Source organism: Mycobacterium sp. D16R24 (genome assembly GCF_002013385.1).
Taxonomy (GTDB): Bacteria; Actinomycetota; Actinomycetes; order Mycobacteriales; family Mycobacteriaceae; genus Mycobacterium.
On the sequence record NZ_MAEV01000021.1, the window covers coordinates 105,379 to 128,592 of the forward strand.

Genomic DNA, 23,214 nt, shown 5'->3' on the forward strand with positions numbered 1-23,214 from the left:
GAGCGACTACCTTCTCTATGAACGTTCTCATGGAGCCGCTGAACCTCAGAAGGGATGCCTGTGGCCGACAACAATGATTTCGCTACTCTCCAGTACCCCGGAGGCGAAACCAAGCTGGATATCGTCCGCGCGACCGAAGGCTCTGATGGCTTCGCGCTGGGCAAATTGCTGGCTGATACCGGCTACACCACCTTTGATGCGGGGTTCGTCAACACCGCATCGACGAAGAGCGCCATCACCTACATCGACGGCGACGCGGGCATCCTGCGCTACCGCGGTTACCCGATTGACCAGCTGGCGGACAAGTCCACCTTCATTGAGGTGAGCTACCTGCTCATCTACGGCGAGCTGCCCACCCCGCAGCAGCTGGAAGACTTCACCACCAAGATCCAGCGTCACACCCTGCTGCACGAGGACCTCAAGCGGTTCTTTGACGGCTTCCCGCGCAACGCGCACCCGATGCCGGTGCTGTCGAGCGCCGCGAACGCGCTCAGCGCCTACTACCAGGACTCGCTGGACCCGCATGATGACGCGCAGGTCGAGCTGTCGACGATCCGGTTGCTCGCGAAGCTGCCGACGATCGCGGCCTACGCCTACAAGAAGTCGGTCGGACAGCCGTTCCTGTACCCGGACAACACGCTCACCCTTGTCGAGAACTTCCTGCGGATGACCTTCGGTCTCCCCGCGGAACCGTACGAGGTGGACCCGGAGATCGTCCGGGCTCTCGACATGCTGCTGATCCTGCACGCCGACCATGAGCAGAACTGCTCGACCTCGACGGTGCGGCTGGTCGGCTCTTCGGATGCCAACCTGTTCACCTCTGTCTCCGGTGGTATCAACGCGCTGTGGGGCCCGCTGCACGGTGGCGCCAACCAGGCGGTGCTGGAGATGCTGGAGCGCATTCGGTCCGAGGGCGGCGACACTCACGACTTCGTTCGACGGGTCAAGAACCGCGAAGACGGCGTCAAGCTCATGGGCTTCGGGCACCGCGTCTACAAGAACTACGACCCGCGTGCACGCATCTGTAAGGAGCAGGCCGACAAGATTCTCGGCAAGCTCGGCGGCGACGACCAGCTTCTCGAGATCGCCAAGGCCCTCGAGGAAGCGGCGCTCACCGACGACTACTTCATCGAGCGCAAGCTGTACCCGAACGTCGATTTCTACACCGGTTTGATCTACCGGGCGATCGGGTTCCCGACCCGCATGTTCACCGTGCTGTTCGCGCTGGGTCGTCTGCCCGGCTGGATCGCGCACTGGCGTGAGATGCATTCGGAGCCAGGTAAGATCGGCCGTCCGCGCCAGATCTACACCGGCTATGGAGAGCGTCAGTACCCGTAGCGTTCGCTCGTGAGATGACAAAGCTCACATAAATCTGTTTGCACCGCTAACAGTTGTAGTTTCACAATAGTCATGTGGAACCTGCTGTGGAGGCATTGAGCGAGCGCCGCAAGATCGTCATCCTGGGATCTTGCTGCTTGAGTCTGCTCATCGTGTCGATGGACTCCACCATCGTGAACGTCGCGCTGCCGACCATCCGTGCCGATTTCGGTGCCAGCACCTCACAGCTGCAATGGGTCATCGACATCTACACCCTGGGGCTGGCCTCGCTGCTCATGCTCTCCGGAGCCGCGGGGGACCGGCTGGGGCGCCGGAAGGTCTTCCACATCGGGCTGTCGATCTTCACGGTGGGCTCACTGCTGTGCAGCGTGGCGCCCACCGTCGGATTGCTGATCGCCGCGCGTCTGCTGCAGGCGGTGGGTGGCTCGATGCTCAACCCGGTTGCGCTGTCCATCATTTCGCAGGTGTTTACCGGCCGCGTGGAACGCGCCAGGGCGCTGGGATTCTGGGGCGCGGTGGTGGGGATATCGATGGCGCTGGGCCCGATAGTCGGCGGGTTTCTGATCGAATGGGTGGGCTGGCGAGCCGTCTTCTGGATCAACCTGCCTGTGTGTGCGCTGGCATTCGTGCTGACGGCGATCTTTGTGCCGGAGAGCAAGTCGGCGACCATGCGCGATATCGACCCGGTGGGGCAGGTGCTCGCGGTGCTCTTCCTGTTCGGCATCGTGTTCACCCTCATCGAAGGGCCGTCGCTGGGATGGGCCACACCACAGCTCATCGCGGTTCTGATCACCGCGCTGGTGGCGTTCGTGGTATTCCTCAGGTACGAGTCCCGGCGGCGTCACCCCTTCATTGACTTGCGCTTCTTTCGTAGCGTCCCGTTCGCTTCGGCCACTCTCACCGCGATATGTGCGTGTGTGGCCTGGAGCGCGTTCCTGTTCACGATGTCGCTGTACCTGCAGGGGGAGCGACACTTCTCGGCGATGCACACCGGGTTGGTCTATATTCCGATTGCCATTGGGGCGCTGGTGTTCTCGCCGATCTCGGGCCGCATGGTGGGCCGGTTCGGAGCGCGCCCGTCACTGCTGGCGGCGGGTGCCCTGTTCTTCACGGCCTCGCTGCTGCTTACCCAGGTTTCGACGGTGACGCCGATCTGGGAGCTCCTGGTGGTTTTCGCCATTTTCGGCGTGGGCTTCTCCATGGTGAACGCACCGATCACCAATGCGGCGGTCAGCGGTATGCCGCTGGATCGGGCCGGCGCGGCCTCGGCGGTTACCTCCACCAGTCGTCAGGTGGGTGTGAGTATCGGTGTGGCACTGTGCGGTTCGATCGGCGCTCCTGCGCTGTGGTTCATGTGCGCGGGCCTGGGGCTGGCCATCGCTATGCTCGGTATCGTGTCGACTTCTCCGTTCGCGCTGCGCTCGGCGCAGCGACTCGCGCCGCTTATCCAGAGCGCTCCGGCACGGGAGGTTTCTCGTGCCGGATAGGCCCCTCGCGGATGAAGTGTGGCGCGCCATGGCGAGCCTGGTGCTGGACAATCGTGACGGCTGGCGACGGACGGTCGTCGAGAAGACTGGACTTCCCTTCAGTCGTGTGCGCATCCTGCGAAGGCTTGCCCGCCAGTCCATGACGGTGAAGGCAATAGCGGAGGCCACGGCCCTGGATGCGCCGGCGGCGACGGTGGCGGTGAACGATTTGGAGCAGCGTGGGTTGGTGGTGCGTCGCATTGATCCCGACAATCGCCGGTGCAAGCGGGTGTCGTTGACCGACGAAGGTCAGCAGCTGATGGCGGTCATTGCCGCGATGGATGATCCTGCACCGGCCGGTCTGGCGGCGTTGAGTGAGGCTGAATTGAAGAGATTGCGGGCGATCCTGGAGAGGGCGGCGTCCTTCAGTTAGCGCCCAGCACTGCCATCGCGGCATGGTATCCGCCGAGCCCCGATACCCCGCCCCCGCGGCGGGAACCCGAGCCACAGAGCAGAATCCGATCGTGATCCGTGGCGACGCCCCAGCGGCGCGCGGGTGTATCCAGCGGTTCGTCATCCTCTGCGAATGGCCACTGCAGTCCACCGTGGAAGATGTTTCCTGCCGTCATGCCGAGGGCGCGCTCCAAGTCTTCGGTGGTCTTGGTCTCGATACACGGGTTTCCCTGCGAGTCGGTGGCCAACACCTCGGTGATCGGCTCGGCCAGTACCGAGTTCAGCGATGCGAGCACGGCGGCCTGCAGTTCTTCGCGAGTTGCCCTCAGCCCATGCGCAGTGTGTAATCCGAACACCGTCAGCGTCTGCGCCCCCGATGCGCGTAGTTCCGGCGACAGAATGCTGGGATCGGCCAGCGAATGACAGTAGATCTCGCACGGCAGCGGGTCTGGGATCTCGCCCGCGCGCGCCTGCCGGTAGGCATTGTCCAGCTGCGTGTAGGTCTCGTTGATGTGGAAAGTTCCGCCGAAAGCCTGCGCCTGCGTGACTTTCTCGTCACGCAGCCGCGGCAGACGCCGCAGGAGAAGGTTGACCTTGACCTGTGCGCCCGGCTGACCATCCGGAGGATCTTCTCCGAGCAGGCGGGCCAATACCGCGGGTGTGACGCCGCTGAGAACATGTTCGCCGATGGCGATGTGCTCGTCCTCCCCGATTCGGTAGTGCACCTCACCGTCGGGATTGACGGCTAAAACCTCTGCTCTGGTGCGTAATTCGGCACCATGGCGGCGTGCAGCGGATTCCAGCGAGCCAGTCACTGCGCCCATGCCGCCGATGGGGACGTCCCAGGGATTCATCTGGTGATAGAGGAAGCAGATGTTCTGCTGCAGCGACGGGTCATCGGCACCGGCGAATGTTCCGATGAGCGCATCTGTCAGGAGGACCCCGCGCTGGAGGTCATCGGGTGTGGCCGCGCGGATCACCTCGCCGATGGGCGTCTCGATCAGCTCGGACCAGGCGCCGGTGCGCAATTGATGGCGGGTGGGCAGCGGCCCGAGCATCGATTCCCACACAGGCTCTGTCACCGAGGCGCACAGCGCCCCGAACTCGGCGAAATCGTCTGGACGGGCGAGAAATCCGCTCCGGCCACCGGTTGATGGGTCCGGTGTGTACGACGCGTATTTACGTCGCGCCAGCTGTACCGATAGGCCCAGGTCGTCGATGATCTGGCGCGGGAGCAGGCTGACCAGATATGAGTACCGCGACAATCGGGCATCGACGCCGTCGAATGCCGGTGCCGAGATCGCCGCACCGCCCAGCACGTCGAGCCGCTCCAGGAGCAGTACCCGCTTGCCCGCCCGTGCCAGATACGCGGCGGCGGTCAGGGCATTGTGCCCGCCGCCGACGATCACTGTGTCAAATCGGTCAGATCCCGTGATGGCCATGGGAGGACTGTACGACCTGCCGGGGATCAGACGGCGCTTTTCAGGACGTCCTCGAACTCGGTGCAGAACCAGTCCACGTCCGATCGCGAGAACACCAGTGGGGGTCTGACTTTCAGCACGTTGCCATCCTGGCCGCAGACCGAGACCAACACCCGCCGATTTCGTAGCGCATTCACGATGCGCAGCGCGCCGGAACGGTCGGGGGTGCTGGAAACGGGGTCGACGACGACCTCGACTCCGGTGTACAGACCGGCACCCCGGATGTCACCCAGCTCGACGTGACGCGAGGCTATGGATCGCAACTCAGTGCGCAGCATCGCACCTACCTCTGCGGCATGCAGCTGTAGCTTTTCATCTTCGATGACATCCAGCACGGCGGAGGCCGCGGCCATGGAGACCGGGTTTCCTCCGAAGGTGTTGAAATAAGGTACTTCCCGAGAAAACGGAGCGAGAATCTCGGAAGTCGCCGCCATCGCCGAAACCGGAATGCCATTGGCCATCGGTTTACCCATGGTGACCAGGTCGGGTACTACACCGTGACGAATAAACCCCCACATGGCCTCACCGGTGCGGGCGAATCCTGGCTGGACCTCGTCGGCGATGAGTACACCACCTGCCTTGCGCACAATCTCCGCCGCCGGCGCCAGTACCGACGCGTTGGGATAGATCCCATCCGAGGAAAAGATGGTGTCCACTACCAAGCAGCTGAAACCATGATCCGCGGCACGTAATTCATCAATGGCAGCCGATACGGAGGCGGCGAATGTGGCGGCCAGGTCGCCCGCTGATGTCCGATAGCTATCGGGTGCCGGTACCACCCGCACGTGCGATCCGAGGGAGCTCCCACCGAGTGATGGGGAGATGGCGGTGACCGCCGCGGTGTTTCCGTGGTAGGCATCGCTGGTCACGATGACTCCCCTTGCTCCGGTGTACATCTGCGCCACGCGCAGCGCCAGGTCGTTGGCTTCCGATCCGGTGCATGCATACATCACCTGGTCGATGGCGCCGGGCATGGTGGCAAGTAGACGTTCCGAGTAGTCGACGATGCCGTCGTGGAGATACCGGGTGTGAGTGTTGAGCGTGGACAGCTGCCGGGTGACTGCTTCGACGACGTGGGGATGGCAGTGGCCGACGCTCGCCACGTTGTTGTAGGCGTCCAGATACCGGTTGCCTTCGGCATCGAACAGATGGCTGCCCCGTCCGCGCACCAGGTGTACTGGCCGCTCGTAGAACAGCCGGTATGACGGGCCGAGCATCCGTTCTCTCGCTGCGATCAGCGTTTCGATGGCCGGATCATCGTGTTCCCCCGCGTAGCTGTTCGAGTCCATGATGTTGGAAAAGCTCATCGTTCGGGTGCCTCCTCCAGGACGGTTCTTCCGAGGTCTTCGTAGCGGTCCGGTGCGGTGTACTTAAGGGCGAGAGCCAATGCGATACCGCCGATTCCGGTGGCTGCGACCACCCAGGGAATCGACGCGAAGATCCAGTCGCTGGCCGCGGTGCCGGCCGCGAACGAGGCATGTTTGGCCAGCAGGTAGACGACGTAGACCATGCCCAGCCCGCCCAGTAGCGGCGCCACCAAGGTGCGGAACCAGTGTGCTGTTTCTGGGTGATTCCGCTGCACATGAAAGTACGAAATCACTGCGAAAGCAGTGAGTGCCTGGACGATCAGGATCGCGGTCGTACCCAGGAGAGCCATCAGCCCGTAGAGCCCGGTGTAGGGATCACGGTGGGTCAGTGCGAAGAAGAGCACCACCACTGTGGCGAAGGCGGTTTGGACGAACCCCGCCACGTGTGGTGAGCCATGAGCCGAATGAGTGGCTCCGATGGTCCGGCGCATCCCGGGTATGACATTCTCGCGTCCGATGGCATACAGGTAGCGAGCCGCACAGTTGTGGAAGGCCATGCCGCAGGCGAACGAGCCAGTCATCAGGAGCACCTTGAACAGGCTGACTGCCCACACCCCGAGGTGGCTCTGCACCGGGCCGAAGAAGATGTCACCGGCCGTCGATGAATCTTGCGCCAGCGCAACGGCATTGTCGGGGCCGGTGCCCACGATGGCGAGCCACGAAACCAGGACGTAGAAGATTCCCACACCGACTACTGAGGTCACTATCGCAATAGGGATGATCTTTTTGGGGTTCTTGGACTCCTCGGCATACATCGCGCTGGACTCAAACCCGACCCAGGACCAGAACGCGAAGAAGAGGCCGACGCCGGCAGAACCCGCGACCGCGATTGGGCCCGCCGGGCCATGGACCACTCCACCGAGATCGTGAAAGCCGTTGAGGGGATTGAGTGATCCCCAAGACCAGCCCTGCGGCCCGCCCCCGGTGAACAGCACCGACAGCGCCAGCAGCGCCAGCATGAAGATCTCGGTCACCAGGAAGACACCTAATACCCGCGCCGCGAGATTGAGGTCGAAATAGGTGAGCACCGCGTTGGTGGCCAGCATGATCAGCGCGAAGACAATCCAGGGAACGTTGGCGTGGAACAACGTATGGAAGAGGTCGTTCGCGAAGAACGAGAAAATTCCGACCAAGGATGCCTCGAAGACCATATAGGCCAACGTGATCAGGAATCCTGAACCCAGTCCGACGACGCGGCCGAGGCCGTGCGAGATGTATCCGTAAAACGCGCCCGTCGCGACGATGTGTCTGGACATGGCCGCATAACCGACAGCGAAGAGCGTGAGCACGATGGTGGCCACCAGGTATCCGGCGGGTGCGTACGCCCCGTTGCCAAATCCCACCGCCATGGGCACGTTGCCGACCATCGCGGTGATCGGCGCGGCGGTGGCCACCGCCATGAACAGCACTCCCATCAGGCCGACGGCATTGGGTTTCAGGCGCTGCATCCCGCCGGGTTCGGTGGTGGTTTCGGTGGCAGTGGTGGTGGGGTCGATGGTGTCGCTCACAGAAGATCCCTTCTCCATATTTGGTCTGGTTTTGGCCGGTTCTCCGCGACCGGCGAAGCCTGGGCGATCAGATCAACGGTGCTGTTTTGGTGCGACGGCGTTATTTATACCCGTACTAGTTCCCAGGTTGAAAGGAAATCAGAGAAATCGCCCGGATTGGTTTCGGTGATGTTTCGAGCTGGGTCCGTTCCGGTTCATTTGAGTTAAATGGTCCTATTTGGTCCGCTCAACGGTCGCTTATGGTGCACACTCGAAACCATGCCGGGATTACCGTCGAACCACAGCGCGTTCGCGCAAGCCGCCCTTCCGGAATACGGTCGCGATCCGCAAACTCCGTTGCGGCTGTTGAGCCTTTCCGAGAACGCCACATATCTGGTGGATGATCAGCGACCAATCGTGCTCCGGGTACATCGGCCCGGGTACCACACGTTGCCCGCGATTCGTTCGGAGCTGGCCTGGATGCGGGCGCTTCGCACTGAGACTCCGGTCGTCACACCGGAACTCGTGCAGACTGCGAATGGATCGGATGTGTTCGCCGTCGCCGTAGGCGGAACCACATTGCACGTCGATGCCATGGGTTATGTCCCCGGCTGCACCGCGGAGGAAACTTCCGGTGTTGTTGGGTACGGGAAGCTCGGCCAACTGACCGCACACATGCACGACCACGTCCAGCGCTGGCGTGTGCCGCAGGAGTTCACCCGGTTTCGTTGGGACCTGGACTCGATGTTCGGCCCACAGGCGCGCTGGGGTGACTGGCGGCAGGCCCCCGGGATGACCGACCGGGACCGGATGGCGATCGACGCCGCGGTGCAGGACATGGCCCGTAGGCTCGGCGAATACGGTTACACCCCAGACCGATTCGGCCTGATACATGCCGACATGAGGCTGTCCAATCTTATGGTTGACCCGGCACGGCCGGGGTCTGACATCACGGTCATCGACTTCGACGATTGCGGGTGGTCCTGGTTCATGGCGGACCTCGGCGCCGTGGTGTCCTGGGTGGAAGACACTCCGGAGGTGGAGGTAGCGGTTGCCGAATGGCTCGATGGCTACCAGCGAGTGCGCCGCCTCTCCGATGACCATCTCGGCATGATCCCGGTTTTCGTGATGCTGCGGCGGGTGATGCTCACCGCCTGGATCGCCTCGCATGCCGATGCCGACGCGGCGATCAGGGTCAGTAACGGATTCGGGGCTCGCACCGCCCTTCTTGCACAGCGATACCTCGGCGACCGGACTTGGTTGCGGGAAGCAGTTTTCGGTCGTCGAGTCGGCTAACCCGGCCGCAGAGAGGAAACATGATGTTCGATCTGTCCACCAAGTCGGTGCTGGTGACCGGCGGCACCAAGGGGATTGGCCGCGGCATCGCCACCGTGTTCGCGCGGGCTGGGGCCAATGTTGCGGTTGCCGCCCGATCTTCCGATGAAACCCACTCGATAGCAACGGAATTGGATGAACTCGGTGTCGGTAATGTCATAGGTGTCCGCTTGGATGTGTCCGACCCGGGCTCGTGTGCGGATGCCACGCGAACCGTCGTCGACGCCTTCGGCGGGCTGGATGTGCTGTGCGCCAATGCGGGAATCTTCCCCGAGGCGCGACTGGACATCATGACCCCCGAGCAGCTCTCCGAGGTGCTCGATATCAACGTCAAGGGCACCTTCTACGCCGTGCAGGCCTGTCTGGATGCATTGACCGCTTCCGGTTGCGGTCGCGTGGTCCTCACCTCGTCCATCACCGGGCCTGTCACCGGCTATCCGGGCTGGTCGCACTATGGCGCGTCGAAGGCTGCGCAGTTGGGTTTCATGCGGACGGCGGCGATAGAACTGGCGCCACGGCGCGTGACGGTGAACGCGATCCTGCCCGGCAACATCCTCACCGAGGGGTTGGTGGATATGGGCGAGGAATACATCGCAGGGATGGCGCGCTCGATTCCCCTGGGAACGTTGGGCAGCCCCGCCGACATCGGGCACCTGGCGGCCTTCCTGGCCAGCGATGAGGCCGCATACATCACGGGTCAGGCCATCGTGATCGATGGCGGGCAGGTGCTGCCCGAATCGCCGGAGGCGGTTAACCCGTAGGCGCGCTTGCGGCGATACTGAGCAGATGGAGGAGTCGGAGGGCGGCCCGGTAGCCGAAGACGTGCGGCGTCGAATCCTGTCGATGCTCGCGCAGGGCACGCTGCACCCGGGCTCGCGGTTGGGGTCCGAGCGCGAGATGGCCGAGCGATTTGCGGTGTCGCGTGCGACCGTGCGCAGTGCTTTGGTGCCGTTGAGTCGGGCCGGAATCCTGGAACGCCACACCGGCCGTGGCGGTGGCACCTTCGTGCGAGCCGATGTGGTGCAGCGCAATGTCGCCGAGCTGGTGGGCCTGCCCACCAGGCTGCACATCGGCGGCCACACGAGCGACACTCGGGTGCTGGGTACATCCCGGCGGCCCGCCACCCCGGCCGAGCGATCCGCTCTTGAAATCGAGGATGGGGCAGAGGTTTTCGATGTGCGGCGGCTTCGCTACGCCGACGGGGTGCCGCTCTCGGTCGACAATGCGTGCTTCGCTGCCGAGCTGGTTCCGGACTTGCTGGAACAACCGCTCGGCGGATCCCTCTACGAGCTGTGCGAGCTGCGCTACGGATTGATCGCCGACTCGTCGACAGAGACGATCGAAGTGGTGAGTGCAAATCCACGTGAGGCCGAGTGGCTTGACGTGCCCCATCGCAGGCCCTTGTTGGCCATCACGCGGGTAACCCGTAGTACGGACGGGCGTCCGTTCGAGTACAGCTATGACCTGTTCCGTGCCGACCGGGTACGACTGACCGCCACCATGACATCGGCCGTCGCGCAAGAGAGTCGCGGGGCGGACGGCAAGGTGGAACGCGCGGTGAGCAGCCTGGCCGCCCACCGGAGGCGGGACGATACGCTGCTGGCATGACGAAACCCGAGATTGATTTTCAGCCAGGTCCAGCACCCACCGAACTGGTCATCAAGGACATCACCGTCGGTGACGGCGCCGAGGCCGCGCCCGGATCTGTCGTCAACGTTCATTACGTCGGAGTCGAATTCGAGAGCGGCGAGGAATTCGACAGCTCGTGGAACCGTGGCGAGTCCATCGAGTTCCCGCTCGGCGCACTCATCCAGGGCTGGCAGGACGGCATTCCCGGCATGAAGGTCGGCGGACGTCGTCAGCTCACCGTGCCGCCGGCGCAGGCCTACGGCGAGGCGGGCGCAGGGCACCAGCTGTCGGGCAAGACGCTGGTGTTCGTGATCGACCTGCTCGGCGCGCGCTAGGACTAATGCCCGGGGAGGCGCAGCACCAGTCTTGCGCCTCCCAACGGGCTAGATTCCAAAGCCGCTGTACCGCCGTGGAGTTCGGCTTGCTGAGCGACCAGGGCCAGGCCCAATCCGGAGCCGGTGTGCGATGCGGTGGAGCCGCGTGAGAACCGTTCGAAGACGATCTCACGCTCGGCTTCGGGAATGCCGGTGCCGTTGTCGTCAATCGCGATTTCCACACCGTGCACCGTGCTGATCGCCGAGAGCCGAACCTCTGACGCGCCGCCGTGCCGGACAGCGTTCTTGATCGCATTGTCGATCACCAGCCGCAGCCCCGCGGGCAGCCCCAACATCAAGATGGTCGACGAGGGAACCAGGGACACCTCGACATTCGGAAAACTGCGGTCGGCATCGTGCGCTGCGCGGTCCAGTAGCTCGGTGATATCGACCGGTACGTGGTCATCCTCGGTGGTCAGGTCGCCCTGTGCGAGTCTCTCGAGCGCGGAAAGCGTTGCCTCGATGCGGGTTTGAGTGCGTACGGTTTCCTCGAGGATCTCGGCGCGCTGGTCCTCGCTGAGGTTGAGTGTGGAGAGTACCTCGAGGTTGGTCCGCATCGCCGTGAGCGGGGTGCGCAGTTCATGAGAGGCAACCGCGGAGAAGTCGCGCGCGGTTTCGAGGGCGGCCTTGGTCTTTTCCTGCTCGTTGTTGATGCGTTCGAGCATTCCCTCGACCGCCTCGGAGATCTCGACGGCCTCGCGTACACCGCGCACATTCACGTCATCGGGGTTGGATTGCGCGTTGATCAGGCGCGCCTGCTGCGCCAGCAGCCGGAAGGGGCTCACCACGATGAGGGAAATCACCCAGCCCACGATCACGGTCCCGATCAGTACGCCGCTACAGATCGCGAGGATGCGGATGTGGTACCGGTCGATCTGCCGCTGTGTCTCGGCGATCGGAGCGCCGACCGCGACGGGGATGTTGCCTGGGGCGATGAACGACCGGACCCGGTATTCGACGCCGTTGATCGTGGTGTTGGCATAGCCGGGCTCCAGTAGTGGCAATTCCACATCACTGGGGATGGACTTGGTCAGCCCGGCCACGCGGGCGGTGAGCACCAGGCCGTCGGGGGTGTCGATCTTCCCTTCCGAACTGATCACTGAATTCAGCAGGCTCGAGACGGCGCCGAGGCTAGACACCGAGTCCAGCCGGCGGTCCAGCTGGCTGTTCTGGTCATCCTCGACACCTAGCCACACCCAGGTGCCGAGCGTGACCACCAGGACCATCACGCCCAGCGCGGCGATGGCGACCAGGGTGCGCAGTGAGAAGACCCGCATGGGCCTTTCCAGTAGTCGGTAGGCCAGGTCGGTGATCCGCTGGCTGCGGTGCTTGCTGGCAGTGGTCACGCAGGTTTGTTGGTCTTCGCGCAAGCGGCTCATGCTGGCTACTGGGACCGCAGCACGAACCCGACGCCGCGCACAGTGTGCAGCAGGCGAGGCGCGCCACTGGTCTCCAGCTTGCGGCGCAGGTAGCCGATGAACACGTCGACGACGTTGGTATCGGCGGCGAAGTCGTATCCCCACACCAGCTCCAGCAGCTGGGCGCGGGACAGCACTGCGGTCTTGTGTTCGGCCAGCACGGCCAGCAGATCGAACTCGCGTTTGGTGAGGTCGACCTCGACACCGTTGATGCGGGCACGCCGACCGGGGATCTCGACCTCCAGGGGGCCGACGGTGATGGTCTCGGTGGACGAGGTGGCCACCGCGCCGCGGCGGCGTAGTAGTGCTTTCACCCGGGCCACCAGTTCGGCGAGTACGAACGGCTTGGTCAGGTAGTCGTCGGCGCCCGCCTCAAGGCCGGCCACCCGGTCGTCCACCGAGGTGCGGGCGGACAGCACGCACACCGGTACATCGTTGTCCATCGCGCGCAGCGCGGTCACCACGCTGACACCGTCGAGCACGGGCATGTTGATATCCAGCACGATCGCGTCCGGGCGATGCTCAGTGGCGCAGCGCAGCGCTTCGGCGCCGTCGCTGGCGGTGTTCACCTCGAAACCGGAGAGACGCAGGCCACGCTCCAGCGAGGCGAGCACATCGGCGTCGTCATCGACCACTAATACGCGCGGGGAGGCGTGCCCGGCGTCTTGTGATGAGCCGCTTGCGCGAAGTCCATCAGGCATGCCTGCCATCTTGCCCGATGCAACGCTCAAAACCTTCCATCTGCTGACACCGGTGCTGTCCCGTGAGTCGCCAGTATCATGAAAGCTGATAATCTGGCGTCCCATACCGAAAGCTTGCGCATGTCAAAAACAGTAACTGTAAAGCTGGTTTCCTATGTTGCTGGCGTTTGCGCCGTGCTTGGTCTGGGGCTGCTTTCCGAGGGTGCGGCTGTCGCTCACGCCGATCCCACATTCCCTGATCTGAACGGGTTCGCGGCGGTGGCTCCTGATGGATTCTTCGTGACCAACGAGAACTCCTCGGTGCGGTCGATCCACTTCTCGACCCCGGACGGAATCGGCTGTATGTTCCGCGCCTCGGCCAATATCACGCCCACCTCACGGCAACGCCTGAGCTGCGATGGTGCCGTCCCCGGGATTCCCGGGGATGCACAGAGCGCGCCGAACGTGCCGGGTGTCGGCGGTGCGAGCGCGAATGTGCCGGGGCTGGGCGGCGTGAACATCCCGGGCGTGGGGACCTGCCCGATGGGTACCGTCGCGCAGAAGGGTGACGGCGCGTTCGAGATCAGCAAGGGTGCCTGGTCCTGCGGCACCAAACCCGAGGCGCCCGTACTCAATGTCGGGCAGAAGCTCACCTACGGCAATGTCACGTGTGCCGTCGGCGTGGGTAGCCTGACCGCCTGCCAGGTGAGTATGGGCGATCAGAAGCACGGCTTCGTGCTGCAGCCCTCGGGCAGCACGTCCTTTTAGGGATGGTTTTGGGCGGGAAGGTTTAAGTAGTTCATCAGCTCGACGACAGCGGCACGCGACGCCCGGTTGGCGCCGATGGTGCTGGCGGAGGATCCGTAGCCCAGCAGATGGATGGCGGGCCGTCCCGTGACTTGCGTGAGCAGCCGGCCGGTCATCGTGATGCCGCCGCGATCGTTGCGCAGGCGCAGCGGTGCCAGGTGGTCCAGGGCGTGCCGGAACCCGGTGCACCACAGGATCACGTCGACATCCAGTGAGCTGCCGTCGGGCCAGGCCACCCCGGTCGGGGTGATGCGGCTGAACATGGGCCGGCGAGTAAGCACCCCGCGCTGTGCGGCCTCGGCGATCTCCGGTGTCCACGGCAGTCCGGTCGCGGACACCACCGAGCGTTGTGGTTCCCCGCGGCGCGACCGTTCGTCCACACCGGCGACCGCGGCACGCAGTCGATCGACGGTGAAATCCGTGACGAATACCGGCTCACTCCGGGTCACCCACGACGTGCGTGTGACCGTGGATATCTCGGCCAGTAACTGCACAGCGGACACCCCACCGCCGACCACCAGCACGTGTTGGCCTGCGAATTCCTCCGGCGTGCGGTAGTCGTGGGTGTGCAGCTGACGGCCCGCGAAGGTGGCCGAGCCCGGAACGAACGGGACGAACGGCTTGTCCCAGGTGCCCGTGGCATTGATCAATCCGCGGACGGTGAACTCGCCCGCGGACGTTCCTAGCGAGAACCCGCCGGAAACGGCCCGCACCTCTCGTACGTGCACGGGCCGATGGACATCGAGGCCGTACCGATGTTCGTACTCGTCGAAGTACCGGGGCATGGCGGTTGACGCCCTGATGGTGCCCGTCTCGTCGAACGGCAGTCCAGGCAGTTGATAGATGCGATTGGTGTTGTCGAGGGTCAACGTGGGCCATCGGAATTGCCATGCCCCGCCCGGGCCGGGGGAGTGATCGAGGACGACGAATCCGCCGCCGGGCTCAAGGCCGCGCCGCCGCAGGAAGTATCCCGCCGCGATCCCGGCCTGCCCGCCACCAATCACGGCGACGGTAATCATGGGCGCCATATTAGGGTGGTCGCCATGATCGGTGTAACTAGCGACGGTCCCGTCACCACCATTGAGCTGCAGCGCCCAGAACGGCGCAACGCGGTGACCTACGAGTTGGCGCTCGCCTTCGCCGAGGAGGTTCGCAAGGCAGCTGAAACGGCCCGCGTCATCGTCGTCACCGGGCAGGGCACGTCGTTCTGCGCGGGTGCCGACCTTTCCAGCGGTGCCCCTGATCCCGACAAGTTCGCCGATGCCTGGCAGCACTCGATCAAGAGCATCGACGCTGCCGACATTCCGGTCATCGCCGCCGTCAACGGCCCCGCCATCGGTGCCGGTGTGATGCTGGCGATGGTGGCCGATCTGCGGGTGGTCTCCGAGACCGCGCGTTTCCAATTCCCGGTGGCCAAATACGGTATCGCCCTGGATAACTGGAGTATCCGCCGACTGTCCTCATTGGTTGGGTACGGACGCGCACGTGGGATGCTGTTGGCCGCCGAGCCGCTCGACGCGCAGGCCGCCTTCCAGACCGGACTGGCCAACCGCATCGGAGAGCTTGCCGACGCGCAGGCCTGGGCGGCCGAGCTGGCCGGGTTCGCACCGTTGGCACTCAAGCACGCCAAGCGCGTGCTCAATGACGACGGTGCGTTTGAGGATCAGCTGCCCGAACACAAGGTGTTGTTCGACAAGGCCTGGAGTAGCCAAGACATCATCGAGGCTCAGGTCGCGCGAATCCAGAAGCGCCCTCCCAACTTCCAGGGAGCCTGAGCATGCGGGCGCTCTGGGTTGGCGCCGGCGCAGCTCTTGCGTCGACGTGGATCGGTCGCGCCCTGCGTGACGTCCCGCGGACGCTGGGCGCCAGCAAGGAACGCATCGCCGAGGTTGCCGAGGGATCGCCGCAGTACCGGAACGGTTCCTTCCGCAACGCCGAACCGGCCCGGCAGTTTTCGCCTGATGCGGAGGCCACGACAGTGGTGTGGGACGTGATCACCCGGCGCGGTGCGGGAACGCCGAAGGGCGAAGTACCGCTGGTGGTCCCGGAGTTTTCCGGTCCGCCCGCGGAGCTTGCGGCGACCTGGTTTGGGCATTCGAGCATGCTCGTCGAGATCGATGGGTACCGCGTGCTCACGGACCCGGTGTGGAGTGACCGCTGCTCGCCCTCGCGGGCCGTTGGCCCGCACCGACAGCACCCCGTGCCCCTGGAGCTATCGGCGTTGCCTGCCCTGGACGCCGTGGTGATCAGCCACGACCACTACGACCATCTCGATATGGACACCATCATTGCGCTGACGCGTAGCCAGAACGCGGTGTTCGTGGTGCCACTCGGGGTCGGCGCGCATCTGCGCGGCTGGGGCGTCTCTCCTGCCCGGGTCATCGAGCTCGACTGGGACCAGAGTCATCAGCTCGGAAAGCTGATACTCACCTGCACCCAGGCGCGGCATTTCTCGGGCAGATCACTAACCCGCAATACCACGCTGTGGGCCTCCTGGGCCATCGCCGGACCCAAGCACAAGGTGTTCTTCGGGGGCGACACCGGATACACCAAGGCGTTCAAGGTCATTGGTGATACCTACGGGCCCTTTGATCTCACGCTGTTGCCCGTTGGGGCCTACAACACATCGTGGGCCGACATTCACATGAATCCCGAAGAGGCCGTGCAAACTCACCGGGATCTCGCGACCCCGCGGGCTCCACTGCTACCCATTCACTGGGCGACGTTCAACCTGGCGCTGCATCCGTGGGCCGAGCCGATTGAGCGGCTGCTCACCGCCGCCGACGAGCAGGGCGTCACGGCCGTGGTGCCCAAGCCCGGGCAGCGGGCCGATGCGCAGCGGCCCGCTGCCCCCGACGGCTGGTGGCGTCTTTCCTAACGCTTGTGCGCTTGTAGCAGGAACGCGGGCTGCTTGTTGCGGCCCTTCTCGTCCTTGTGGAACGCAGGCATCTCGAAGTCGGCCCCGGGCAGCACTTCCGGGACGTTCGAGTGGATGAACGCGGGACGCAGCTCGTCGATCACCCAGTAGGGTTCGACCGCCGCACGCAGCTCGTCCTCGGAGACCGCGTTGGGGCCGATCCCGGGTGGAAAGGCGCCGACGGCGAAGACCAGCACGTAGTACGACGCGTCGGGAGCGGCCGCACGAGAGATCGACTGCTGGTAGCCCTCGCGCGCCTCGACGGGGATCGAGTGGAACAGCGTGCTGTCGACGATGGTGTTGAAGCGCCCGTCGTAACCGGAGAAGTCGGTGATATCGGCGACCTCGAAGCTGGCGTTGGTCAATCCGCGTTCGGCGGCCGCGGCCCGCGCCGCCTCGATCGCGGTCGGGGACAGGTCAAGGCCGAGGGTGGTGTGCCCCTGCGCGGCAAGCCGCAGCGAGGTTTCGGCGTGCCCGCATCCGACGTCGAGGACGTCGCCATGGAACTTGCCCGCCTCGATCAGCGCGGCCAGCTCGGGTTGCGGCTCGCCGATGTTCCATGGCGGCTCACCTCGGAAGATCTCGCTCTTACCTTGGTATGAGGCATCCCAGTCCGGCAGCTCGTTTGATGTCATACCACCTGACATTACTCGCGTTCGTTGCGAACACGCCACGACAATCGGGCCAAATAATCGCGCCGTGTTCCCACTCGGCGGCCGTGCCAGGCGATCGCCGGTCGCTACTGTGCAGGGGTGGCAACGATCGAGGAGTTGACGTCGGGTGGATTGACCGCCGCCGAGGTCGCTGAGCGAGTAGCGCAGGGGAAGACCAATGATGTCCCCTCCCGGGCGGCACGCAGCGTGTCGGACATTGTGCGAGCCAACGTCTTCACCCGAATCAACGCGATCCTTGGCGTGCTGCTGATCATCGTGCTGTCCACGGGCTCGGTCATCAACGGGGCATTCGGTCTGCTGATCATCGCGAACAGCGCCGTGGGCATCATTCAGGAACTGCGCGCCAAGCAGACGCTCGACAAGCTCGCCATTGTCGGCCAGACCCGGCCGGTGGTCCGGCGCGACGGAGCGGCGACGGCTCTCGCGCCCAACGACGTGGTCCTCGACGACATCATCGAGCTGGGACCCGGCGATCAGATCGTGGTGGACGGCGAGGTCATCGAAGAGGCCGCCCTCGAAGTCGACGAGTCGCTGCTGACCGGTGAGGCCGATCCCATCGATAAGACCGTTGGTTCCCCCGTGCTTTCGGGGAGCTTCGTGGTTGCGGGCAGCGGCGCGTATCGGGCGACCAAGGTAGGGCGCGAGGCCTACGCGGCCAAGCTGGCCGAGGAAGCCTCGAAGTTCACCTTGGTGCATTCCGAACTGCGCAATGGCATCAACAAGATTCTGCAGTTCATCACGTACCTACTGCTGCCCGCGGGCGCGCTGATTATCTACATCCAGCTGTTCACCACAGGTGACAGTTGGCAGGAATCGGTACTTCGCATGGTGGGCGCACTGGTCCCGATGGTGCCCGAAGGCCTGGTGTTGATGACGTCAATTGCCTTCGCGGTCGGTGTGGTTCGGCTGGGGCGGCGCCAATGCCTGGTGCAGGAGTTGCCCGCCATCGAGGGGCTGGCTCGAGTAGACACGGTATGCGCCGACAAGACCGGCACCCTCACCGAGAATGGCATGCGGCTTTCGGATGTGAAGAAACTGGGCGGCGACGGTGATCACGTGGACGCATTGACGGCGCTGTCGCAACTCGCGGCCGATGATCCGCGGCCCAATGCGAGCATCGCCGCCATCGCGGAGGCGTACGACTCCCCGCCGGGCTGGAAATCGACTGCGATCGCCCCCTTTTCGTCGGCCAAGAAGTGGAGCGGTGCCTCCTACGGTGAGTATGGCAACTGGGTGATCGGCGCCCCCGATGTACTTCTCGATCCGGCCGACCCCGTCGCCACCACCGCCGAGGAGATCGGATCCCGGGGTCTGCGGGTGCTGCTGCTCGCCTCGGCGGAATTGTCCGTCGACGACGCCCACGCGCCCGGTGCGATTACCTCGCGTGCACTGGTGGTGTTGGAGCAGAAGATCCGCCCCGATGCCCGCGATACCCTTGATTACTTTGCTTCCCAGCATGTCTCGATCAAGGTGATCTCCGGCGACAACGCGGTCTCGGTGAGCGCTGTGGCCCAGACTCTGGGGCTCTCCGGCGCCGCCGTGGACGCGCGCACCCTGCCCACCGATACCGACAAGCTGGCCGACACTCTCGCGGTTGCGACCACCTTCGGGCGGGTACGGCCCGACCAGAAGCGGGCGATGGTCAAGGCTCTGCAATCGCATGGCCACACCGTCGCGATGACCGGTGACGGCGTCAATGACGTGCTCGCGCTCAAGGACGCCGATATCGGTGTCGCGATGGGTGCCGGTAGCTCCGCCTCACGCGCGGTGGCTCAGATTGTCTTGTTGGACAACAAATTCGCGACCCTGCCCTATGTGGTTGCCGAGGGTCGGCGCGTTATCGGCAACATTGAACGAGTTTCCAACCTGTTTTTGACCAAGACGGTGTACTCGGTGCTGCTGGCGCTGACGGTGGGGCTGGCGGGGCTGGGCTCGAAGGTCTTCCACTACGGCGCCGTGCCGTTCCCGTTCCAGCCGATTCACGTCACCATCGCGGCCTGGTTCACCATCGGTATCCCGGCGTTCATCCTGTCGTTGGCGCCGAATAACGAACGCGCACAGACAGGATTCGTGCGCCGGGTGATGATATCGGCAATTCCGTCGGGTTTGACGGTAGGCGTCGCGACGTTCCTGTCCTACCTGTTGGCTCGTCAGACTCTGCAGGTCACCGGCAACAGCACGCAGGCGTCGACCGCTGCGCTGATCACCGAGCTGGTAGCGGCGGTGTGGGTACTTGCGGTGGTGGCTCGCCCTTATCGGTGGTGGCGGGTGGCGCTGGTGACATGCTCCGGGCTGGGCTACGCGGTGATTTTTGCGATTCCCTTGGCGCGAAAGACATTCATGCTTGATCCGAGCAATCTGGCGGTCACCGGACCCGCGCTGGGCATCGGCATCGCGGCCGCCGTGGTGATCGAGGTGTTGTGGTGGCTGCAGGGTAAGTGGTCCGGCCAGCCACGCCATTTCTGGGCCACCGAAGACGACTGAAGTAAATCGGATGCGCGCAATAGGCGCGGTTCGCTATCTTTGCTCACGCGGAGATCAAGCGGCGCCCCGGCATCGCCGGTCGGCGTACCGCGTGTTGGGCCTTCGCCTTAGTGGTACGCCCTCTTCAGGCTAGTGGGTTCGAGTCCCTCACGGGACGGCTTCCAGGCTGCGCGCCGTAGGGCTCGCGGTTCGGTCCTGCGGGGAGCGCTGTGGCGATTCCTCCCACCGGCTCGCGATGCTGTCCGGAAGCCGTTCCTCCACAACTGAATTACGACAAAAATAGGTAAGAGAGGTGAACAAAGAATGAGTATGTGGGACGGGATCTTCGGGCAGAAGGTCACGATCATGGAGTGGCAGCGCGGTGTGCTGTACCGCGAAGGTGTGTTCGAGGCGGTGCTGGCACCTGGCGTTCATTACACACGCCCGCGTACCGACACTTTGGTCACCGTGGACATGCGGACGCAGTCGGTGCAAGTTGCTGGCCAAGATGTGCTGACCGTTGACGGTTTCACTGTGAAGGTATCGGCGGCGGTCAACTACACGGTGTCCAACCCGAGCGTTTTCGCTACGGCCGAGGGCGGTTCGGTGCACTGGAACATCTACCTGCGCACCCAGCTGCAGGTGCGTGACGCCGCCGCGGCACTGACTCTCGATGAGCTGCTGGCTCGGCGGGGTCAGATTCTGGGTGCCGACGCTGTCGCAAGACTCGCGGCAGAAGTAGAAGAGCTCGGTGTAACGGTGACGTGGTTCGTCGTCAAGGACATCATGCTGTCCGGCGAAGTGCGCAAGGCACTGGCTGAGCCGCTGCTGGCGCGAGAGGCGGGTAAGGCTCAGTTGGAACGAGCTCGCTCCGACGCAGCAGTATTGCGCACGATGGCGAACACCGCCAAGCTGCTGCGGGAGAACCCCGAGCTGCTGAGGCTGCGGACCCTCGAGTCGGTGGCCGAGGGCAGGGCCATGGTCGTCCTCAACGCACCGTGACCGCTCGCGCTTAGAAGCTGAACCGCATGATCCTGCCGATGTCACGCAGGGCGGGGATGTGCGAGATCACCTTCATCTGGATGCGGCCCGATAGTGGCAGGTGCTCCTTACCTGCCACGTCGGTGCTGCGCAAGTCGTCGACGCAGTGCAGCCCAGGGTGCAGCGCTTCGATCTGCCCGGGGTCGTCGATCCCCCAGTGCAAGGTGGCACCCGCGTTGCGCACCGCGGGCACCAGCTTCTGCAGCGTGATCCCGATGCTGCCGTAGCAGTCGAAGGCCAGTTGTCCGCTGGGGAATCGGCCGGTGATCCGCCGGAGCAGGGACTGGCCGTCGGCGGGTGTCAGGTACATGGTCAAACCCTCGAATACCGCGAGGGTCGGCCGGTCGGCCGGGATGCTTTGGAGCCATGCCTCATCGGTGACCGAGCTTCCGACCATCCGATAGTCACCGGCACGCTCGGGGAGCAGCGCGCGCCGCAGCGCGATCACCTCGGGATAGTCGATATCGACCCAGCGCACCGTGTCGGGCGGATTGATCCGGAAGACGCGGGTATCCAGCCCGCAGGCCAGATGCAGCACCGTCGCCTCCCGGTGGACGGTGAGAAACTCCGAGGTCCAGACATCGAGTTGACGGGCGCGCAGCGCTACCCCGATCGCCTGGGTGCCTTTGATCTTGGTTTTGGAGAAGTCGTAGTCGATATGCGCGACGGCGTCCGCGGCGTAGTGGTCATGAAGAACCGAATTGGGAGATGTGGCGTCTTGCGCGCGGCCGTACAAGGTGGCCAGCATCGTCGCAGGAGCGCCGGTCAATGTGATTTTCACAGGGTCCGTCACTCGACCCAACATACGCCGCGATCTCGTACTACAGTTGCGCCGTCCCAGACGAAGGAGAACACGCTCATGGCTGATTTCAAGGGCCTCATCGACAAGCTTAAGAGCCTGTTGGCGGGCAACAAGGACAAGGTGAACCAGGCCGTCGACAAGGTCGGCGACGCGATCGATTCCAAGACCGGCGGCAAGTACAGCGCGGTCGTGGACAAGGTGCAGGACGCCGCCAAGGGTGCGGTCGAGAAGGTAGAAGGCACCGAGTCCCCGAAGGCCGGCGACGCTCAGTAACCGACTGGCGCCGTTGGTTGCGGCGCTGGTGCTGTTCACGGCGGCCTGTGCGCGGGTGGAGGCGGAAGGTGTCGCACCTCCGCCTCCTTCGCCGCCGCCGGGTGAGGTGCTGTCGGATAGGCCGTTGTCGCTCGCCCCGGATCTGGATGCCCACGCCGACGGTCATCTGATCCGATACATGTCGACCTCGGGTGCCACCGGCACACCCACCGAGGTGTCCGGAGTTGTCTTTTCCCCAAAAGGTCGACCACCGCAACAAGGTTGGCCCATCGTGTCAGTGGGACATGGCACCACAGGGCTAGACGACGAGTGCGCGGTTTCTCGTGCTCCCGATTTGCGGGGCTATATCTGGTTGGTGCGCAACCTCACCAAACGCGGCTGGGTAGTGGCTATCACGGATTACGAGGGACTGGGCGTTCCGGGCCCGCATCCGTATCTGGAACCGCGGTCCGAGGGCTTCAATGTGATCGACGCCGCGCGCGCCGCGGTGTCGCTGATCCCCGGGGCTTCGACCACGTGGGCGGCCATTGGCGCTTCCCAGGGCGGCCAGGCGACGTGGGCGGCCGCCGAGCTTGCGGGCGATTACGCCCCCGAGCTGGAGTTTGTGGGCGCGGCCAATCTGTCCCCGGCCGCCGATCTCACCGATATGGCGACTCACGTCGGCGACGGCCGATACGACTGGAGTCAGCTCTCGATGATGCCCACCTTGCTGACGGGGCTGTCGGTCACCATTCCGGAGCTGAGGCCGGAGAACTTTCTGCACGGATCCTTCCAGGACAACCCGCATGACAAGGCGCTCCTGCTGGGGTGTCACAACGGACTGGACCCCGCGCGGGCAGCGGCCATAGGTAGATTGCGCGCCAACGATTTTCACGGCACCACCGCATTGGACCCGGCGATTTTCGCGGCTACACTGAAGCGGATCGCGCTACCGCTCGGCCCGGCGTCCGGGCCGATGCTCGTGTATGCCGGTGGGGCCGACCGTCTCATTGACGCACGCTGGATCCACGCGGCGGTGCGACGGGCCTGCGTGCTGGGTGACACGGTCCAGGAGATCATCGCGCCGGGTAAGGGGCACGTGGACCCCGACGGGGAACGGCTGGGGGTGCAGTGGATCGCGGATCGGTTTGCCGGGATCCCAGCCTCCAGTAACTGCTAGCCCCGGGTTGGTATCGCTCCGGTATCGTTTGCCGACGTGGCAGCCAAACT

At 64.3% G+C, this 23,214-nt stretch carries 22 protein-coding genes; 14 read left to right on the forward strand and 8 right to left on the reverse strand.

Annotation, left to right across the window (positions count from 1 at the left end; all coding sequences use genetic code 11):
• Positions 1 to 60: 60 nt before the first annotated feature.
• From B4383_RS18745 to B4383_RS18755, 3 genes are all read left to right on the forward strand, one after another.
• Positions 61 to 1,338 carry a citrate synthase gene (locus B4383_RS18745; protein WP_078292839.1) on the forward strand — a complete coding sequence of 426 codons (1,278 nt, stop codon included), beginning with the start codon at positions 61 to 63 and terminating at the stop codon, positions 1,336 to 1,338.
• A 74-nt stretch (positions 1,339 to 1,412) separates the two neighbouring features.
• Positions 1,413 to 2,825, forward strand: coding sequence for a DHA2 family efflux MFS transporter permease subunit (locus tag B4383_RS18750; RefSeq protein WP_078292759.1), 1,413 nt, complete (start codon positions 1,413 to 1,415; stop codon positions 2,823 to 2,825).
• Between the two features lie 28 nt (positions 2,826 to 2,853).
• Entirely contained in the window at positions 2,854 to 3,237 is a 384-nt protein-coding gene (locus B4383_RS18755; protein WP_078292758.1) for a MarR family transcriptional regulator, read from the forward strand.
• On the opposite strand, the gene B4383_RS18760 is transcribed toward B4383_RS18755, so the two are convergent.
• The 3 genes from B4383_RS18760 to B4383_RS18770 are packed head-to-tail and all read right to left on the reverse strand — an operon-like array spanning position 3,230 to position 7,613.
• On the reverse strand, positions 3,230 to 4,699 hold the full coding sequence (locus tag B4383_RS18760) for an NAD(P)/FAD-dependent oxidoreductase (RefSeq protein ID WP_078292757.1): 1,470 nt from the start codon (positions 4,697 to 4,699) through the stop codon (positions 3,230 to 3,232). The genes B4383_RS18755 and B4383_RS18760 overlap by 8 nt on opposite strands.
• 26 nt (positions 4,700 to 4,725) lie before the next feature.
• Positions 4,726 to 6,045, reverse strand: a complete 1,320-nt coding sequence (locus B4383_RS18765) for an aspartate aminotransferase family protein (RefSeq protein WP_078292756.1) — start codon at positions 6,043 to 6,045, stop codon at positions 4,726 to 4,728.
• A complete protein-coding gene (locus B4383_RS18770) occupies positions 6,042 to 7,613 on the reverse strand; it encodes an APC family permease (RefSeq protein WP_078292838.1) in 1,572 nt (523 codons plus the stop codon). Before B4383_RS18770 ends, B4383_RS18765 begins: the two co-directional genes overlap by 4 nt.
• A gap of 258 nt (positions 7,614 to 7,871) precedes the next feature.
• Here B4383_RS18770 and B4383_RS18775 point away from each other — a divergent pair, with 258 nt between their 5' ends.
• From B4383_RS18775 to B4383_RS18790, 4 genes are read left to right on the forward strand one after another with little or no spacing between them, the layout of a single operon-like run.
• Entirely contained in the window at positions 7,872 to 8,888 is a 1,017-nt protein-coding gene (locus tag B4383_RS18775) for a phosphotransferase (RefSeq protein ID WP_078292755.1), read from the forward strand.
• A gap of 23 nt (positions 8,889 to 8,911) precedes the next feature.
• Positions 8,912 to 9,688, forward strand: coding sequence for a 3-oxoacyl-ACP reductase FabG (gene fabG / locus B4383_RS18780; protein WP_078292837.1), 777 nt, complete (start codon positions 8,912 to 8,914; stop codon positions 9,686 to 9,688).
• Positions 9,689 to 9,713: 25 nt separating this feature from the next.
• On the forward strand, positions 9,714 to 10,535 hold the full coding sequence (locus tag B4383_RS18785; RefSeq protein ID WP_078292754.1) for a GntR family transcriptional regulator: 822 nt from the start codon (positions 9,714 to 9,716) through the stop codon (positions 10,533 to 10,535).
• A complete protein-coding gene (locus B4383_RS18790; RefSeq protein WP_078292753.1) occupies positions 10,532 to 10,891 on the forward strand; it encodes an FKBP-type peptidyl-prolyl cis-trans isomerase in 360 nt (119 codons plus the stop codon). The genes B4383_RS18785 and B4383_RS18790 overlap by 4 nt, the downstream gene beginning before the upstream one ends.
• Before the next feature lie 2 nt (positions 10,892 to 10,893).
• Here B4383_RS18790 and B4383_RS18795 read toward each other — a convergent pair whose 3' ends face one another.
• Positions 10,894 to 12,207 carry a HAMP domain-containing sensor histidine kinase gene (locus B4383_RS18795; RefSeq protein ID WP_078292836.1) on the reverse strand — a complete coding sequence of 438 codons (1,314 nt, stop codon included), beginning with the start codon at positions 12,205 to 12,207 and terminating at the stop codon, positions 10,894 to 10,896.
• Positions 12,208 to 12,314: 107 nt separating this feature from the next.
• A complete protein-coding gene (locus B4383_RS18800; protein WP_078292835.1) occupies positions 12,315 to 13,049 on the reverse strand; it encodes a response regulator transcription factor in 735 nt (244 codons plus the stop codon).
• A 120-nt stretch (positions 13,050 to 13,169) separates the two neighbouring features.
• Between B4383_RS18800 and B4383_RS18805 the strand changes: the two genes are divergently transcribed.
• Positions 13,170 to 13,796, forward strand: coding sequence for a hypothetical protein (locus tag B4383_RS18805; protein ID WP_078292752.1), 627 nt, complete (start codon positions 13,170 to 13,172; stop codon positions 13,794 to 13,796).
• Here the strand turns inward: B4383_RS18805 and B4383_RS18810 are convergent.
• Positions 13,793 to 14,863 (reverse strand): NAD(P)-binding domain-containing protein, encoded by a 1,071-nt coding sequence (locus tag B4383_RS18810; protein ID WP_078292751.1) that lies wholly within the window; start codon positions 14,861 to 14,863, stop codon positions 13,793 to 13,795. The genes B4383_RS18805 and B4383_RS18810 overlap by 4 nt on opposite strands.
• A 15-nt stretch (positions 14,864 to 14,878) precedes the next feature.
• Between B4383_RS18810 and B4383_RS18815 the strand changes: the two genes are divergently transcribed.
• Together B4383_RS18815 and B4383_RS18820 are read left to right on the forward strand one after the other, a co-directional pair.
• Complete coding sequence (locus B4383_RS18815; protein ID WP_078292834.1) at positions 14,879 to 15,610, forward strand: enoyl-CoA hydratase; 732 nt, start codon at positions 14,879 to 14,881, stop codon at positions 15,608 to 15,610.
• Positions 15,611 to 15,612: 2 nt separating this feature from the next.
• Positions 15,613 to 16,713 carry an MBL fold metallo-hydrolase gene (locus B4383_RS18820; RefSeq protein ID WP_078292750.1) on the forward strand — a complete coding sequence of 367 codons (1,101 nt, stop codon included), beginning with the start codon at positions 15,613 to 15,615 and terminating at the stop codon, positions 16,711 to 16,713.
• Here B4383_RS18820 and B4383_RS18825 read toward each other — a convergent pair.
• Positions 16,710 to 17,387 (reverse strand): class I SAM-dependent methyltransferase, encoded by a 678-nt coding sequence (locus tag B4383_RS18825; protein WP_078292749.1) that lies wholly within the window; start codon positions 17,385 to 17,387, stop codon positions 16,710 to 16,712. The genes B4383_RS18820 and B4383_RS18825 overlap by 4 nt on opposite strands.
• A gap of 117 nt (positions 17,388 to 17,504) precedes the next feature.
• Here B4383_RS18825 and B4383_RS18830 point away from each other — a divergent pair, with 117 nt between their 5' ends.
• Both B4383_RS18830 and B4383_RS18835 read left to right on the forward strand, forming a co-directional pair.
• The gene (locus B4383_RS18830; RefSeq protein WP_078292748.1) at positions 17,505 to 19,910 is read left to right on the forward strand and encodes a cation-translocating P-type ATPase; all 2,406 of its coding nucleotides are present in this window, start codon (positions 17,505 to 17,507) and stop codon (positions 19,908 to 19,910) included.
• A 303-nt stretch (positions 19,911 to 20,213) separates the two neighbouring features.
• Positions 20,214 to 20,891 (forward strand): slipin family protein, encoded by a 678-nt coding sequence (locus B4383_RS18835; RefSeq protein ID WP_078292747.1) that lies wholly within the window; start codon positions 20,214 to 20,216, stop codon positions 20,889 to 20,891.
• 10 nt (positions 20,892 to 20,901) lie between these two features.
• On the opposite strand, the gene B4383_RS18840 is transcribed toward B4383_RS18835, so the two are convergent.
• Positions 20,902 to 21,735: a class I SAM-dependent methyltransferase gene (locus tag B4383_RS18840; RefSeq protein WP_078292746.1), complete on the reverse strand. Its 834-nt coding sequence runs from the start codon at positions 21,733 to 21,735 to the stop codon at positions 20,902 to 20,904.
• Positions 21,736 to 21,789: 54 nt separating this feature from the next.
• Between B4383_RS18840 and B4383_RS18845 the strand changes: the two genes are divergently transcribed.
• A complete protein-coding gene (locus tag B4383_RS18845) occupies positions 21,790 to 22,005 on the forward strand; it encodes an antitoxin (RefSeq protein ID WP_078292745.1) in 216 nt (71 codons plus the stop codon).
• Between the two features lie 106 nt (positions 22,006 to 22,111).
• A complete protein-coding gene (locus B4383_RS18850) occupies positions 22,112 to 23,164 on the forward strand; it encodes a lipase family protein (protein ID WP_286150677.1) in 1,053 nt (350 codons plus the stop codon).
• Positions 23,165 to 23,214: the final 50 nt, after the last annotated feature.